Origin of the sequence: Neobacillus drentensis (assembly GCF_036965425.1) — a bacterium.
Taxonomy (GTDB): Bacteria; Bacillota; Bacilli; order Bacillales; family Cytobacillaceae; genus Neobacillus; species Neobacillus drentensis_F.
Map to the genome: position 1 here is coordinate 1 of NZ_JBALPP010000102.1, position 15,016 is coordinate 15,016.

A 15,016-nucleotide genomic window follows, 5' to 3' on the forward strand; every position below is an offset into this window, starting at 1 on the left:
CTTTTATTTTTCTATATTATCTTAATGGGTTATGATTTGTTTTTTTACTATCTTTTACCTGTGTTTATATCTCATAAAAAGAGTGGGTTACCTAGTAACTATTGGATTATTAACTATATTGTATTAGCTTTATTAATTCCTGTCATGATCTACTTAAGTAAGGTGAAAAAGGAATCATGGATCAAATATGTATTTTTTATCAGCTATCTAGTAACAGCATTTTCAGTTGATATAATTTCCTATTATCATAAAGGCGGGGATTATACCAGCGGGAATGTGGTAGAAGTCTTTTTGATTTTTACGTTGCCGCTATTCTTGAATACGAGATTCTTTTGGATTGTTAGCGCAGGAGTTGTAATAAAATACATTCTAACGAGCATTATTTTACAAAATTCCTTTCTTATCATGCCAATTATTTTATTTGTTATCCTATCTATTATGTCATTCTTTTTACTTGCTAGATTTCGAGTCTATGTCCATGCAATCAGCACTTCATATGATAATCAGTTGCAGGGAATTGTCAAAGGGGTTATTGCTACACTTGAGTTAAAGGATCCATATACAAGAGGACATAGCGAACGTGTAGCCAGTTATGCGTTAATGTTAGCTCAAGAAATCGGCAGACTTTCAAAAGATGACCAAAAATCATTTTATTATGCCTGTTTACTACATGATATCGGTAAGGTCCATATCCCTGATTCCATATTAATGAAACCTGGAAAGCTTACAAAAGAAGAATTTGAAATTATTAAATCACATCCTGTTGTCGGTGCAGAAGCAGTTCAGAATGTTGAGGGGATAAGAAATAGTATTTCTGTTATCCGTTCCCATCATGAACGCTGGGATGGAAAAGGGTATCCTGATCATTTAAAAGGTGAGGAAATTCCTTTACTTGCTAGAATTGCTTCTGTTGCTGATGCTTTTGATGCAATGACATCTTCAAGATCTTATCGAGCAGCGATGCCAGTTGAAGAGGCATATCAACGTATCATTGAAGGTAAGGATTCCCAGTTTGATCCAATATTAGTGGAAGAATTTAAGAAGGTATTCCCAGCTTGGGTCAAATTTCATGAAAAGTATCCATGGACAGAAAAGTGGGAGATGCTTAAGGAGGTGGAATAATGAAAATCCGTAAGCTAAAGAAAGTAAAAACAACTTGTTGGTGGTGTCCATTTGTTGGAATTAAGCCTTAATTGTAAGTTGGATGCTAGCTTTAAGCCTGGCATCCTTCTTTTTTAAATTCAAGTTAAAGGGTGCTAATATGAGCCTTACACTCGAGTCAAAACTTTCATTAGTTCCACTAGAAATTCGCAAGGATAAAAAACATTATATTGTTGAAGATAAAATTTCTGGTGAGTTTTATGAAATGCCGGAAGTATGTATTGATGCAATTAATTTGATTAATCAAAATGAACAGCTTAGCGTAATTGAAGGATTCCTAAAAGATAAATATCCATCTGAAAAGATTGACCTCGTGGATTTTGCAAAGCAGCTTTTGGAATTAGAATTAATCAATGAAATTGATGGCATAAAGGTTGAAATAAATGAAAAGAACAAGGAAAGCCTTGGCTTTTTGTGGCTATCTCCATTACTAGGAAAATTCTTCTTTAATAAAATAGCACTTTTAATTTATAGTGCACTTTTCGTCTCAAATATTTACTTATTCATTTCCCATCCGAATTTATTTCCAGATTATAAGGATCTTTTTATTTTTGATTACATGATGTTTAATATTTCAGCATGGATGCTCATAACATTTATTCTTGTGTTAGCTCATGAATTCGGCCATGTATTAGCAATAAGGGCGCGGAATCTCCCAACTAAATTAGAAGTAGGTCACCGGTTATTTCTTGTTGTCCTTGAGACTAATATGGCTGCAGTATGGAAGCTGCCTTCAAAGGAACGCAATGTTTTATATATAGCAGGGCTTTGTTTTGACACGGTTATTCTTTGGTTGGCTTTAATTTGCCAATTGAATTTTTCAAGTGGGTCAGGGATTTTCCTGAGCATCATGAATGTAGTCGTATTAGATACATTTATTCGCATAGTGTACCAATGCTGTGTGTACATGAAAACAGATTTATATTATGTTTTTGAAAATGTATCGGGCTGTTATAACCTAATGGAAAATGCCCAACAGGTTCTAAAAAAATGGCTTCCCTTTCAAAAATCGTATTTAAGAGAAGATGTTATTTATGAAAGTGAAAGGAAAACTGTTTATCTTTATTCGATTATCTACTTTATTGGTGTAATCTTGACAGTGGCCTTATATTTTACTTTTTATATCCCGCAATTATTGTTTGCCTCGAAGAAAGTTCTCCCGGGATTCTTGGAAGGAGCGACCTCGTTTTCTTTTTGGGATGCAGTCATATTTACCATGCAAATCGTCATTGGTTTGTTATTACTTTTGTATTCTTGGCGAAAAAAATACTTCCCGAATGTCTAGCTCCAGCGCCTAGGGGCTCGAGGTCATAAGCCAATCCGTCGAGAAGGTTAAAAAGCAACCTTCCCGCCGGCTCGTCTTATGCTTGTCGCCCTTGTTCAAGGCGCTTCCGCTTTTCTAGTTTGTGACAGATCTTTGTCAAAATCAAAATATCTAGGGGTTTTTTCCCCCTAGGATGGGGGAGTTCCCCTATATAGATAACACTGCCGTTTTTCTTACAATTAGCTTAAGAAAACGGAAGTGTTATTTTTTTTGAGGAGGATCAAAATGCAGTCAACTATTTCAGCTTCAACGACAAAAAAGCCGGCAAGAAATGTAAATGATGCATTTGCATCTCATTTTGCCAAATCTATGTTTTTAACTGTCGCAGGAATTGCCATTTTAGTGTTTATCGGAACAAGAATGTTTACACATATTGATTTAAACCTTTACGGATACATGGTCGGAACGATTGTATTCCTTGGAGGTTTTTTCTACCGTTTTATCGCTTGGGGCCAAAGACCGCCAACCAAAATTATCATCAAAAAAGGCTTAAAGCTTTTATTTAGAAAAAGCACCCCAAAAACCGCTGTTAACCACTTAGCGATTTACGATTTCATTAAGAATCGCGGCCTTTACCGCTGGGTACAGCACATTTTAATCGGCTGGGGCTGTGTGCTTGCTTGTTTAGTTACTTTCCCGCTGGTGTTTAGCTGGATGTATTTTACGATGGAAGAAAACGGCTACTATACAATTGTCCTTTTTGGAATGAATGTCATGAAGGTTCCAGCAGAAGGAATTATCGCCTTTTTCTCCTACAATGCACTTAACATTGCAGCCATTATGGTAACAGCCGGAGTCTGCATGGCGCTTCGCCGCCGCTTGAGAAATATGCAGGCAAGAGCGGAACAGAAATTTATGTACGACTTCTTACCGCTTTATTTATTATTGTTTATTTCTGTTACAGGACTTCTGTTAACTGTCCAAAACGTATTTTTACACGGCTGGATGCAGCCGCAAATGTCGCTGATCCACCAATTTTCAGTCATTGTAACGCTAATCTACTTACCATTCGGAAAGCTTGCACATATTCCTTTCCGACCAATGAGTGTTTTTGCAAGAAACTACCGCGAACATTATGGGGAACAAGAAATGAAAAAGTGTAAAGTGTGCGGTGATCATTTTGTATCTGTTGAACAATCAAACGATGTTATTCAGGTGTTAAGTGTTAATGAAATGGAATTCAATATGAAGGACGGCTTTAATCTTGCTGAATTGTGCCTGCCATGCCGCAGAAAATACCGCATTGCAAGATTCTCAGGCTTCGCGACGCATCAAGTTAAGGTTAAGGAGGCAAATCAAAATGCAAGAGGTTAAGGATAGAGATAAATTTTTTAAAGAAATTGAAAATGTTTGTCATCCAAATGAAACTCTTATCAAAACACACTGTGCTTATTGCGGCATGCAATGTGGGATGAACTTACGAGTTAATACAAAAACAAACAAAATAATTGGTGTTGAGCCACGTTATGATTGGCCGGTAACAGTCGGAAAAATGTGCCCAAAAGGGGTTACCGCTTATCAGCAAACGAATCACCCAGATCGTATCTTAAAACCATTAATCCGCGACGATGCTTCCCTAAAAGGAACTCAGAAAGGCTTCCGTGAAGCAACTTGGGAAGAAGCATATGATCTGATTGCCAAAAAGTTTTCTGGGTTACAAGCGAAATACGGAAAAGATACATTATCAGTTTTCAGCGGTGTATCGATGACAAATGAAAAATGTTATTTAACTGGAAAGTTTGCTCGGGTAGCTTTGCAAACTCGTTATATCGATTATAATGGCCGTTTCTGTATGTCGAGTGCAGCCGGCGGCTTCCTTCGCTCTTTCGGTGTAGACCGTGGATCAACATTGCCTTGGACAGATATCCATGAAACAGATTGCTTATTCATTGCCGGAAGCAATACGGCTGAATGTCACCCAACCTCTATGTTCCGCGTTTGGCATGTACAAGAAAGAGGAGGCTATTTAATCGTTGCTGACCCTCGCGAAACGCCAATTGCCAGAAGAGCTGACGTTCACTTAGATTTAAGACCTGGAACAGACTTGGCGCTTGCAAATGGAATCCTAAATTTACTCATTGAAAACGGCTATGCTGATGAGGAATTTATTAAAAATCATACAAACGGTTTTGAAGAAACCAAGGAATTAGTAAAAGAATTTACTCCTGAATACACAAGCCAAATTACGGGCGTTGCACCAGAAAAAATCATCCGCGCAGCCGAAATTTACGGAAAAGCACCAAATGGGGTCGTCATGTTCGCCCGTGGTATTGAACAGCAGCATAAAGGAGTCGACAACGTTTCTGGTTACACCAACATGGCGCTTGTGACAGGAAAAATTGGTCGTCCAAAAGCTGGTGTCGCTACCTTCACTGGTCAAGGAAATGGTCAAGGCGGCCGTGAGCATGGTCAAAAATCTGACCTGCTTCCAGGCTACCGTAAAATAACCAATCCAAAGCATGTTGAAGAGGTATGTAAGGTTTGGGGAATTACTCCAGAAGAAATGCCACAGCCGGGTGTTTCAGCTTATGAAATGTTTGAATTGATGGAAGAAAAGACAATCCGCGGTTTATATTTGCTTTGTTCTAACCCAGCTGTTTCTGCGCCAAATCAAAACTTTGTCCGTAAAGCCTTAAAAGGATTAGATTTTATGGTTTGTGCCGATTTCTATCTTTCAGAATCAGCTGAGTTTGCAGATGTAATTCTTCCTACTGTTACTTGGTCTGAGGATGAGGGAACTGTAACAAATCTTGAAGGACGGATTATTAAAATCAATAAGGCACAAGAGCCGCTTGGTGAGTCAAAACCAGATTGGCAAATTCAAGTTGAGCTAGCTGAAAAGCTTGGAAGAGGAAAATATTTCTCTCATTTAAAAACGGCGAGAGACGTTGCTGACGAATTCCGTCTCGCATCAAAAGGCGGTTATGCAGACTACTACGGAGCAACATGGGATAAAATCGACAAGCAGGATGGTGTATTCTGGCCATGTAAAGATGAAAATGATTCTGGAACTCCACATATGTTCCTAGATAAAAAGTTCTATCATCCAGATGGAAAGGCAAAAATCTGTGCTTTACCTTATCGTCCGCCAGCTGAAGAACCGGATGCCGATTATCCGTTACGTTTAACAACTGGGCGCGTCGTTTTCCACTATTTATCAGGAAATCAAACAAGAAGAATCCAATTTTTACGCGATATGTGCCCAGAACCATATGTCGAAGTTCACCCTGAAACAGCGGCAAAATTTAACATTGAACATGAAGAATACGTCCGACTTTTTACACGCCGAGGCGAAGCAGAATATAAAGTGAAAATCACCGAAGCAATTCGTAAAGATACCGTATTTGTCCCATATCATTTTGGTCACGAAAAATCTATTAATCTCTTAACCATTGCCGCACTTGATCCAATGTCACGGATGCCTGAGTTCAAGGCTTGTGCCGCACAGATAGAAAAACTAGACATGAAGAAGGTGCAGTAAATGAAGAAGAGGCTTTATTTAGAACTGGAAAACTGTATAGGCTGCCGCTCTTGCTTAGCAGCCTGCACACAGTGCGGAGGACATGAGCAGCGCAACCGTAACTATGTTTACGACGTTAACCCGCTTGTTAACCGTCAAACGATGCCTCTTATGTGCCTTCACTGTGTGAATCCTGCATGTGCGAGAAGCTGTCCGGCTCAAGCGATTCAAGTACATGAAACAGGAGCCGTCTTATCTGCTCTTGTAGAAAAATGCATTGGCTGCCAAAACTGTACGATTGCCTGTCCATATGGAATACCTAAATTTGATACTGAGCAAAATTTAATGTATAAGTGCGACCTCTGTATCGATCGTTCTAAAGATGGCATCCCGCCGATGTGTGCGAGCGTTTGTCCATCAAATACACTTCAGTGGTTGACAGATGAAGAAATTGACGCAAAGCAAAAGCAATTTAATCTTGATAATGGTAAATGGGTAACAAGCATGCCTTATTTAGAAGGCGAAACAAATGTAAAAGTGAATCTCCCTGGAATCCTGCAGGGCGTCACAAAGTTGTTTTAGGAGGGATTAGACATGACAGATAAAAATAATAAGATCCCATTTAATGAAGATAATTACACACATAATATAAACCGTAATAATGAACGAAAGCTCGACCGACGCGGATTTATGAAGACCCTTGTCGGGGCTGTCGGCGTATTCGCCGTTTCATCTCTTCCTTGGGGAGCGATGGCGGCGAAGGAACTTGCAGGCTTAGGTGATAAAAAATATCCCAAGCATAAGATTACTGAGGTAAAATCCATCGCTATTGGCGATGCTGTAGACTTTGCTTTCCCTGCTGAGCACGATAGTGCCATCTTAATAAGACTTTCAGAAAATAAATATGTTGCTTATCAAAATGCCTGTACTCATCTTCGATGTCCTGTTTTCTGGAAAAAAGACGAGGGAGAAATGCTTTGCCCTTGCCATCACGGGAAATTTGATGTAGAAACGGGTGCACCAATTGCGGGACCTCCAAGACGCCCGCTTCCAGAAATCCATGTAAAAGTGGAAAACGGTGCTGTTTATGCCGTGGGGGTGAAGCGTTATGAAGCGTAGTTACGTACCTGTTATTCTGCTTTTGGCCGTACTGATGCTAAACATTTTATTTACGCAGTACATGGTACATCAATATTTTTATGAACATTACACAAACACGATTATTGCCGCAGTTATCAATGTGATTTTATTTCCGATAGCCTTCCTCATCTATAAAAAAGGTGTGAATGTCAATGACTAGCGAAACCTATATCGATTTTTGTTTTATGCGAGCGGAAGCAGGCGAATTTACAGCAGAGATTGATAGTCTTTTAAAAACCACGTTTGCTAAAAAACGCTTAAATTGGTTTCTAGAAGAAAAAACAATCGATGGTGCTGAAATGGTTGTTGCCGAAATAAAAGGAATGAGCGATTGGGGTTCAGAGGAAGAAACTATTCAGTTCCTGGAGGAACATGCTGAAGATAAATTTTGGGAGTATCTCCAAGGCTACAAAATGTTCATTTATCCTGTAAAGAGAGGATGCAATAGCTGTGGAACTCATTAAATTAGAAGATGTGGAACGGTTTGTCGGTGTGCCGGTTGAAATTGCAATCCAAGATGAAGAGGGCGAAGAGCGGGCAACATCGGTTAAGAAAACGGTGAAAAAGGTTCAATATTGTCCGGATCGAACACATATCCGTTTTTATTTTGATGATTTTTATTTTCTAGCAGCACCGCTGTCAAGTCGGGTAAGTCAATCGGAAAATGAATGGTCTGCCTACGACTTGGAAAGCGGGTTAACATATAAAGTAAAAAAGGTTCAGAGCGTCGCAAATATATATTGACTTAACCAGGTACAGGTAAAAAACATAGTTGGTCCTATTGGATTAGTTCAGTTTAGCTCTGCTCACACCGCCTTTTTTTCTATGTATTAGGATGGTTTCTAGCAGGCAAGGCGTTAGAGGAGGGATGATGAATGGAATTAATAAATCCAAAACAGCCAATTAGCTCATACATTATTGATTCACAAGAAGAAGAAATAAAAAGGATTGCTCTTGAGCTTCACGAAGGGGTCGGACAAAATCTGTATAGCATATTAACAGGCTTGCAATTTGTTGAAACAGGCATAAAAGAGCCTCATATGAAAAATCATCTGCGCGAAATGTCATTGTTGATCGAAAAGACAATCCAAGAAATTAGGCTTCTTTCCGTTGAATTACATCCGCCTGCCCTAACAACACTTGGTTTACTTCCTGCCGTGAAAAACTATATTAAGTTATATACCTCCACCTTTGGCATTCTAGTTGATTTAGAATCGCACGGTGATGAAAGGCCGATTCCAGAAAGAAATAGGATTGCTGTATTTCGGGTATGCCAAGAAGCATTTGTGAATATTGCAAAGTATGCTGATACTTCAGAAGTAAAAATGAATTTTTATTGGAATGAGAATGAGTTAAAGATTAACATTCATGATTTCGGCAAAGGATTTCAACCAGTAGAACCTAAGGAGCATACCTTTTCATCAGGTCTTGCGGCGATGAAGGAAAGGATGTATCTAACTGGCGGAGAGTGTACGATTTCCTCTAAAATAGGAGAAGGGACATCCATACAAATTTCTCTTCCGTTATAAATAGTCTCTAAAGGGGAGTTTATTTTGATAAAAATTCTGTTGGTTGATGATCATGCTGTAGTAAGAAGCGGTTTAAAAATGCTGTTGAACACAAATCCCGAAATAGAGGTAGTCGGTGAGGCATCCGAAGGAAATGAAGGAATTAAAAAAGCACAAAAGCTTAAGCCCAATGTAGTAGTGATGGATTTAAGCATGCCCCATGGTAAGGATGGACTGACTGCTACTACCGAGTTAAAAAAAATCATGCCAGAAGTAAATATATTGATATTGACAATGCATGATGATGAGGAATACCTGTTTCGTGCTATTCAAGGCGGAGCATCCGGGTGTATTTTAAAAAGCGCCCCCCATGATGAATTAATGTCAGCCATTGAATCAGTTGCTAAGGGAGATGCCTATCTTCATCCTTCGGCCCAAAAGCGATTAATGGAAGAATACTTAGCTGCTGTGAAACAAGATGGCAATGATACGTATAATCTCTTATCTGAACGTGAAAAAGAAGTGTTAACCTTAATCGCTAAAGGATATTCCAACAAAGAAATTGCCGAGCAGCTTGTTATTAGTGTCAAAACGGTTGAAACCCATAAAGGAAACCTAATGGAGAAATTGCAAATGAAAACCCGGCCGGAGTTGGTTGAATATGCCGTAAAAAAGGGGTTATTAGGTTATGGTATTTAAGGAGAATTATAAGGGATGACAGAGTTAAAGGAACACCCCGCAGTAATTGAGGTTTGCAACCAAATAAAACCTTTAGTCAACTGTGATTTTGTTGGGCTTGCCCTCCAAAATGTATCTGGCCCGGATGTCAGATGGCATTATGCAGCAGGCAATTTAAATGATAAATATAAAAGAATAACGGTCCGATTCGGGAAAGGAGTTGCCGGAAAAATCATTTCAAGCGGGAGTCCGATGATGCTGGAAAATTTCCCTAATGAAATCATTGGAAAAGTGACTGATCATCCTATTATGCTGGCTGAAAATCTCATTTCCTCCTATGCCGTTCCTTTATTTCTTAATGGTGTTCCCAAAGGCGTATTGCTTGTAGGGAAAAGAGAAGCCTATACGTTTACCGAAAACGAGCAGCAGTTGGTAGATGAATCTGCTCATACCCTGGAACACCTATTAAAAGCACATACTATTCTTTGATGCAGGGGGTTGGAAATGGAAAGGGAATTTCGGCTGACGAAAAATGAACTGATTGACTATAAAATTGCCCTGGATGCATCTTCGATTGTAGCGATTACGAATTCCCGGGGCATTATTACATATGTAAATGATCAATTTTGTTATATTTCTAGATACACTCGAGAAGAGTTGCTGGGACAAGACCATCGGATTATTAATTCGGGTTATCATTCCAAGGCCTTTTTTAAAGAAATGTGGAGAACAATAGGTGACGGAAAGGTTTGGAAGGGAGAGATACGTAATAAGGCGAAGGATGGAACATTCTATTGGATGGATACAACGATTGTTCCTTTTTTAAACGAAAAGCACAAGCCTTATCAATACTTATCGATTCGCTATGAAATTACCGAGAGAAAACGTGTAGAGCAAGAATTACAAAAAATGATGATGACGATCATCGATGTTCAAGAAGAAGAAAGAAAGCGATTATCGCGAAATTTACATGATGGAATCGGACAAAATCTATACAGTCATTTAATTACGATTAATCGTTTGCTTTCCGAAATGAATCATCCGCTGCTGGAGCAAATGCAAACAGAAGCGACACAATTAATTGAAGAAATTCGAGAGATCTCATGGGAACTTCGCCCCTCTGTTTTAGATGACCTTGGGTTAGTACCGGCCATTCGTTCTTTTTTATCGCGTTTTTCAGACCATTATAATATTGATGTATTTTTTGAATGTGTATTACACCGCCGGCTTACCATTAGCATTGAGTTGACGATTTATCGCATTATTCAAGAGGCGTTAACAAATGTCCGAAAATATGCAGATGTTGACAATGCTAAAGTCACCGTAAGAGAAATGCACGATATTGTCAGGGTGATGATTGAAGATATGGGGAAGGGCTTTGACTTAAAAAAGCAGTCGCCAGGTGTCGGCCTGTTCAGCATGGATGAACGAGCACGGTCCGTTGGCGGTGCACTTTCTATTAATACTGCCCCGGGAGCAGGAACCAAAATTATCTTAGAGGTTCCTGTTTCAATAAAAGAATAAGAAAAGAGGGTGCAGGCACCCTCTTTTTCTTATATTTTAAATGAACTTTTCAAGGAAACAATCCGGTTAAAGACTAGTTTATCTACTGTGGTGTTTTTTGGATCGACATTAAAGTAGCCGTGTCTAAAGAATTGGAACTTATCGTGCGGTCTGCTTTCCTTCATATTTGGCTCAACAAAACCTTGGAGTACCTCAAGAGAATTGGAATTGACATAGTCTAGGAATGTTTTTCCTTCTTCTGCTTCATCCTCTGATTCATCCATTATTAGCGGTTCATATAAGCGGAATTCAGCAGGAACGGCATGAGTTGCTTCCACCCAGTGGATTGTTCCTTTTACTTTCCTGCCTGTAAAGCCTGTACCACTTTTCGTTTGCGGGTCATAGGTACAGCGAAGTTCGATAACCTTACCACTTGCATCTTTAATGACTTCCTCACATTTAATGAAATACGCATGTTTGAGGCGGACTTCGTTACCTGGGAACAGACGGAAATACTTCTTTGGCGGATCTTCCATAAAATCGTCCCGTTCGATGTAAATTTCGCGTGAGAATGGAATTTTTCTTATGCCCATTTCTGGAACTTCAGGATTGATTTCCGCATCAAGCAATTCAATTTGTCCTTCAGGATAATTTGTAATGACTACCTTTAATGGATCAATTATACCCATTGTCCGTGGTGCTTTTAATTTCAAATCCTCCCGGACAAAATGCTCGAGCATTTGAACATCCACCATAGAGTTGTTTTTTGAAATGGCAGTTTCACGAACAAATTCTCGAATGGATTCGGGAGTGAAGCCCTTTCTTCTCATTCCAGAAATGGTTGGCATGCGAGGATCATCCCAGCCATCTACAAACCCTTCATCGACAAGTTGCTTGAGCTTTCGCTTACTCATAACCGTATTCGTAATATTTAAGCGGCCAAATTCGATTTGCTGCGGAGTGTTCTCCATTTCACATTGTTCGACAACCCAATTATAAAGCGGACGCTGATCCTCGAATTCAATTGTACAGATGGAGTGAGTGACTCCTTCAATGGCATCCTCAAGCGGATGGGCAAAGGCATACATCGGATAAATGCACCATTTATCGCCTGTGTTATGGTGCGTGGCATGTGCGATACGGTAAATGACAGGGTCACGTAAATTAATATTTGGAGAAGACATATCGATTTTGGCTCTAAGTACTTTTTGACCATTCTCAAATTCACCGTTTCGCATCTTTTCAAATAAATCAAGATTTTCTTCAATAGAACGATCGCGATAAGGGCTGTTCTTTCCAGGCTCTGTTAATGTACCGCGATACTCGCGAATTTCGTCAGCGGAAAGATCATCTACATAGGCTAAGCCTTTCTTGATAAGAAGAACGGCTCGCTTGTACATTTCCTCGAAATAATCAGACGCAAATAATATGTCATCCCAGTCGAAGCCCAGCCATTTGACATCCTCTTTAATGGAATTGACGAATTCGATATCTTCCTTTAATGGATTTGTGTCATCGAATCGTAAATTGGTTTTGCCGTTAAAATCATCTGCTAAGCCAAAATTGATGACGATCGATTTGGCATGCCCAATATGTAGATATCCATTTGGCTCTGGCGGGAAACGAGTCACGATTTTGTTGTGTTTACCTGATTCCAAATCTTTTATCATAATATCTTTTATAAAATTTGATGTTTGATTGTCCACCCATTTCAACCTCTTTCATCTTATCTATTAATTATAAATACCATAAATATTGATAATTTTCCATTGTTCCCATCAATTCATGAACAAAACATCCAGATTTGGAGTTTTTTTAGTTCAAAATGGAAAGCAGGAGAAAAAAAGGCTAAAATGGTGTTTTATAAGTAATCAACAGAAAGGGGTCCAAAGATGATTAATTTTGGAACAGTTGGAACTGGATGGATTACAGAAGCCTTTATTCAGGCAGCGAAGCTAAGCGGTCAAATGCAGTTAGCCGGAGTCTTTTCCAGGACAGTAGAAAAAGCGAAAGAACTTGCTGATACATATCATGCACCAAAATATTTTACAGATTTAGAAGAAATGGCGAAAAGTGAGGAAATAGAGGCTGTTTATATCGCTTCACCAAATTCTGTCCATTTCGAACAAACACTTGTTTTCTTGAAAAATAAAAAGCATGTCATTTGTGAAAAACCGATTTTTTCAAACTCGGCTGAGATAGAAGAAGCTTACCGAGTAGCTGAGGAGAATGGTGTGTATTTATTTGAGGCAATCCGCAATATGCATACGCCGAATTTTCAAATCCTAAAAGATAACCTTCATCTAGCTGGACCATTAAGAAGCACCGTACTGCCCTATATCCAATATTCTTCCCGGTATGATTTGTTTCTCCAGGGTGAGGAGCCAAATATATTTTCTACAAAATTCTCTGGAGGTGCTCTCGTTGATTTAGGGGTCTATCCACTTTATTTAGCAGTGGGGCTTTTTGGGGAACCAGAATCTGTCATGTATCACCCAGTCATATTAAGGAGCGGTGTAGATGGCAGCGGCACGCTTATCTTAAAGTACGATGGCTTTGTTTGTACGATTCTGTGTTCAAAAATTTCCGATTCCGTTCTACCTTGTGAAATTCATGGAGAAAAAGGAACGTTTATCCTCGAAGACGCGGCCCCTATTTCAGAAATTAAATTCATTGATAGTCACTCAAAAGAAAGTCAAATTCTGAGTGTCGTGCAAGAGGAAGAAAATATGGTTTATGAATGTATCAATATCGCTAAGATAATCAGAACAAATAATGTAACAGAATATGAGAAGTTTAAAAAATGGAGCAAAATTGTTCTTCGTATAACAGAAGAGGCGCGAAAACAAAATAATATTATTTTTGCTTCAGAAAAATAAAAAGTGCCAGAGGATAACGGCATCCTCTGGCTATTACGTTTAAGATGCTTGTTCTAATTTGATTTCCCCTTCAAATTTTATTAAAAGACGCTTTCATCTAAAACTTTTTGACAAAATTTAGATGGCAATGTGACATCTTTATGAAATGAATCTTAGCGATGATTTATATCACATACCCTGTTTTTCCAGTTTCTTATAGTAAAAGTATTAGGAATGGAGGAATGGTGATGAAATCAAAAGCTTGGTATAAGAAACAGCTGAAGCAGAGGCCTGTTCAGATTACTAGATATGCCGTTCAGGCTGTGTTTCTTTTGTTTTTACTATATGTAGGTCTTACTTTCTATCGATTTTATATGCACTTTGAGACGCTTGGAAAAACCCCTTTTGTTGAAAGGCCATCGGCTGTTGAGGGATTTCTTCCAATCAGTGCGCTAGTTGCCTTAAAGATATGGCTGACGAGCGGGGAGTTTGATCAAATTCATCCTGCCGGTCTCGTTTTATTTGCTTTCTTTGTTGGAGCAGGAATTATTTTTCGAAAATCCTTTTGCAGCTGGATCTGCCCAGTGGGAACGGTCAGTGAATGGACAGCCTGGCTTGGTAAAAAGATTTTTAAGAGAAATTTTGAAATTCCAACGTGGCTCGTTTGGCTGTTAACTCCTCTAAAGTATTTATTACTCTTATTCTTTATCAATATGATTATTTCAATGCCAATCTACAGCGCCAAGGCATTTTTAAACGACCCCTATAATAAAATTTCTGATGTGAAAATGCTTTTGTTTTTTTTGAATATCAGCGGATTCGCTTTAAAATTTATTATTGTTATCTTTATCTTATCGTTGTTCTTCAAGAACTTCTGGTGCAGATTCCTTTGTCCATACGGTGCGATGATTGGGCTAGGCAGCATCCTTAGAATCACCAAAATCCGTAGAAATGAAGATACCTGTACAAACTGTGAAATGTGTACAAAGGTTTGCCCTCAGCGTTTAAAGGTTCATAAGGTAAAAACAGTTAATTCTCTTAATTGTACAGCCTGCATGTCTTGTGTGGAGGCCTGTCCGCTCAAAGATACATTGAATATGACGGTAGTGAATAAAAAAGTTAACAAATGGTTTGTACCAGTTGGCTTCCTCGCTCTCTTTCTCTTGATTGTCGGAATTGCCAAGATTACAGGGCACTGGGAAACAATCATTTCCTATCATGAATGGAAACAATTAATACCTGATGCCAATTATGTTGGTCATTAAGAATTAGGCAGCCGATTTTTTGTAGGCTGCTTTTTCTATTTAATAGAATGTGTTAAGGGCTATTGCTAATTTTTAACACTGTTGATTGGAGAGGAAGGCGCGAAGACTCCTGCGGGAGT

The 15,016-nt window shown here is 38.9% G+C and carries 16 protein-coding genes; 15 read left to right on the forward strand and 1 reads right to left on the reverse strand.

Features of this window, described 5'->3' with window-relative positions; all coding sequences use genetic code 11:
• The 13 genes from V7161_RS22155 to V7161_RS22215 all read left to right on the forward strand — a co-directional run.
• Window positions 1-1,122, forward strand: a 1,122-nt coding sequence (locus V7161_RS22155; protein ID WP_335715024.1) for an HD-GYP domain-containing protein, incomplete at its 5' end; no start/stop codon positions are given.
• Between the two features lie 139 nt (window positions 1,123-1,261).
• Window positions 1,262-2,446, forward strand: a complete 1,185-nt coding sequence (locus V7161_RS22160) for a hypothetical protein (RefSeq protein WP_335715025.1) — start codon at window positions 1,262-1,264, stop codon at window positions 2,444-2,446.
• 264 nt (window positions 2,447-2,710) lie between these two features.
• Window positions 2,711-3,799: a hypothetical protein gene (locus V7161_RS22165; RefSeq protein ID WP_335715026.1), complete on the forward strand. Its 1,089-nt coding sequence runs from the start codon at window positions 2,711-2,713 to the stop codon at window positions 3,797-3,799.
• Window positions 3,786-5,966 carry a molybdopterin oxidoreductase family protein gene (locus V7161_RS22170; RefSeq protein WP_335715027.1) on the forward strand — a complete coding sequence of 727 codons (2,181 nt, stop codon included), beginning with the start codon at window positions 3,786-3,788 and terminating at the stop codon, window positions 5,964-5,966. Before V7161_RS22165 ends, V7161_RS22170 begins: the two co-directional genes overlap by 14 nt.
• Entirely contained in the window at window positions 5,967-6,527 is a 561-nt protein-coding gene (locus V7161_RS22175) for a 4Fe-4S dicluster domain-containing protein (protein WP_335715028.1), read from the forward strand. It abuts the gene before it with no gap.
• 12 nt (window positions 6,528-6,539) lie between these two features.
• Window positions 6,540-7,064, forward strand: coding sequence for a Rieske (2Fe-2S) protein (locus V7161_RS22180; protein WP_335715029.1), 525 nt, complete (start codon window positions 6,540-6,542; stop codon window positions 7,062-7,064).
• Window positions 7,054-7,245, forward strand: coding sequence for a hypothetical protein (locus V7161_RS22185; RefSeq protein WP_335715030.1), 192 nt, complete (start codon window positions 7,054-7,056; stop codon window positions 7,243-7,245). Before V7161_RS22180 ends, V7161_RS22185 begins: the two co-directional genes overlap by 11 nt.
• Entirely contained in the window at window positions 7,238-7,549 is a 312-nt protein-coding gene (locus tag V7161_RS22190) for a hypothetical protein (RefSeq protein ID WP_335715031.1), read from the forward strand. Before V7161_RS22185 ends, V7161_RS22190 begins: the two co-directional genes overlap by 8 nt.
• Window positions 7,536-7,829, forward strand: a complete 294-nt coding sequence (locus V7161_RS22195) for a hypothetical protein (RefSeq protein ID WP_335715032.1) — start codon at window positions 7,536-7,538, stop codon at window positions 7,827-7,829. The genes V7161_RS22190 and V7161_RS22195 overlap by 14 nt, the downstream gene beginning before the upstream one ends.
• A 131-nt stretch (window positions 7,830-7,960) precedes the next feature.
• On the forward strand, window positions 7,961-8,614 hold the full coding sequence (locus V7161_RS22200) for a sensor histidine kinase (RefSeq protein WP_335715033.1): 654 nt from the start codon (window positions 7,961-7,963) through the stop codon (window positions 8,612-8,614).
• Between the two features lie 24 nt (window positions 8,615-8,638).
• Complete coding sequence (locus V7161_RS22205) at window positions 8,639-9,292, forward strand: response regulator transcription factor (protein ID WP_335715034.1); 654 nt, start codon at window positions 8,639-8,641, stop codon at window positions 9,290-9,292.
• A gap of 15 nt (window positions 9,293-9,307) precedes the next feature.
• Entirely contained in the window at window positions 9,308-9,760 is a 453-nt protein-coding gene (locus V7161_RS22210) for a GAF domain-containing protein (RefSeq protein ID WP_335715035.1), read from the forward strand.
• Between the two features lie 15 nt (window positions 9,761-9,775).
• Window positions 9,776-10,795 carry a PAS domain-containing sensor histidine kinase gene (locus V7161_RS22215; protein ID WP_335715036.1) on the forward strand — a complete coding sequence of 340 codons (1,020 nt, stop codon included), beginning with the start codon at window positions 9,776-9,778 and terminating at the stop codon, window positions 10,793-10,795.
• Window positions 10,796-10,824: 29 nt separating this feature from the next.
• Here V7161_RS22215 and V7161_RS22220 read toward each other — a convergent pair whose 3' ends face one another.
• Window positions 10,825-12,480, reverse strand: coding sequence for a glutamine--tRNA ligase/YqeY domain fusion protein (locus tag V7161_RS22220; protein ID WP_335715037.1), 1,656 nt, complete (start codon window positions 12,478-12,480; stop codon window positions 10,825-10,827).
• A gap of 186 nt (window positions 12,481-12,666) precedes the next feature.
• Between V7161_RS22220 and V7161_RS22225 the strand changes: the two genes are divergently transcribed.
• Both V7161_RS22225 and V7161_RS22230 read left to right on the forward strand, forming a co-directional pair.
• The gene (locus V7161_RS22225; RefSeq protein ID WP_335715038.1) at window positions 12,667-13,653 is read left to right on the forward strand and encodes a Gfo/Idh/MocA family protein; all 987 of its coding nucleotides are present in this window, start codon (window positions 12,667-12,669) and stop codon (window positions 13,651-13,653) included.
• Between the two features lie 227 nt (window positions 13,654-13,880).
• A complete protein-coding gene (locus V7161_RS22230; RefSeq protein ID WP_335715039.1) occupies window positions 13,881-14,897 on the forward strand; it encodes a 4Fe-4S binding protein in 1,017 nt (338 codons plus the stop codon).
• Window positions 14,898-15,016 lie beyond the last annotated feature (119 nt).

Coding starts and splice junctions, on each gene's coding strand:
- V7161_RS22175 (WP_335715028.1), top strand. CDS start 5,967: ATGAAGAAGAGGCTTTATTTAGAACTGGAAAACTGTATAGGCTGCCGC.
- V7161_RS22230 (WP_335715039.1), top strand. CDS start 13,881: ATGAAATCAAAAGCTTGGTATAAGAAACAGCTGAAGCAGAGGCCTGTT.
- V7161_RS22210 (WP_335715035.1), top strand. CDS start 9,308: ATGACAGAGTTAAAGGAACACCCCGCAGTAATTGAGGTTTGCAACCAA.
- V7161_RS22160 (WP_335715025.1), top strand. CDS start 1,262: ATGAGCCTTACACTCGAGTCAAAACTTTCATTAGTTCCACTAGAAATT.
- V7161_RS22165 (WP_335715026.1), top strand. CDS start 2,711: ATGCAGTCAACTATTTCAGCTTCAACGACAAAAAAGCCGGCAAGAAAT.
- V7161_RS22190 (WP_335715031.1), top strand. CDS start 7,238: ATGACTAGCGAAACCTATATCGATTTTTGTTTTATGCGAGCGGAAGCA.
- V7161_RS22200 (WP_335715033.1), top strand. CDS start 7,961: ATGGAATTAATAAATCCAAAACAGCCAATTAGCTCATACATTATTGAT.
- V7161_RS22225 (WP_335715038.1), top strand. CDS start 12,667: ATGATTAATTTTGGAACAGTTGGAACTGGATGGATTACAGAAGCCTTT.
- V7161_RS22180 (WP_335715029.1), top strand. CDS start 6,540: ATGACAGATAAAAATAATAAGATCCCATTTAATGAAGATAATTACACA.
- V7161_RS22170 (WP_335715027.1), top strand. CDS start 3,786: ATGCAAGAGGTTAAGGATAGAGATAAATTTTTTAAAGAAATTGAAAAT.
- V7161_RS22185 (WP_335715030.1), top strand. CDS start 7,054: ATGAAGCGTAGTTACGTACCTGTTATTCTGCTTTTGGCCGTACTGATG.
- V7161_RS22215 (WP_335715036.1), top strand. CDS start 9,776: ATGGAAAGGGAATTTCGGCTGACGAAAAATGAACTGATTGACTATAAA.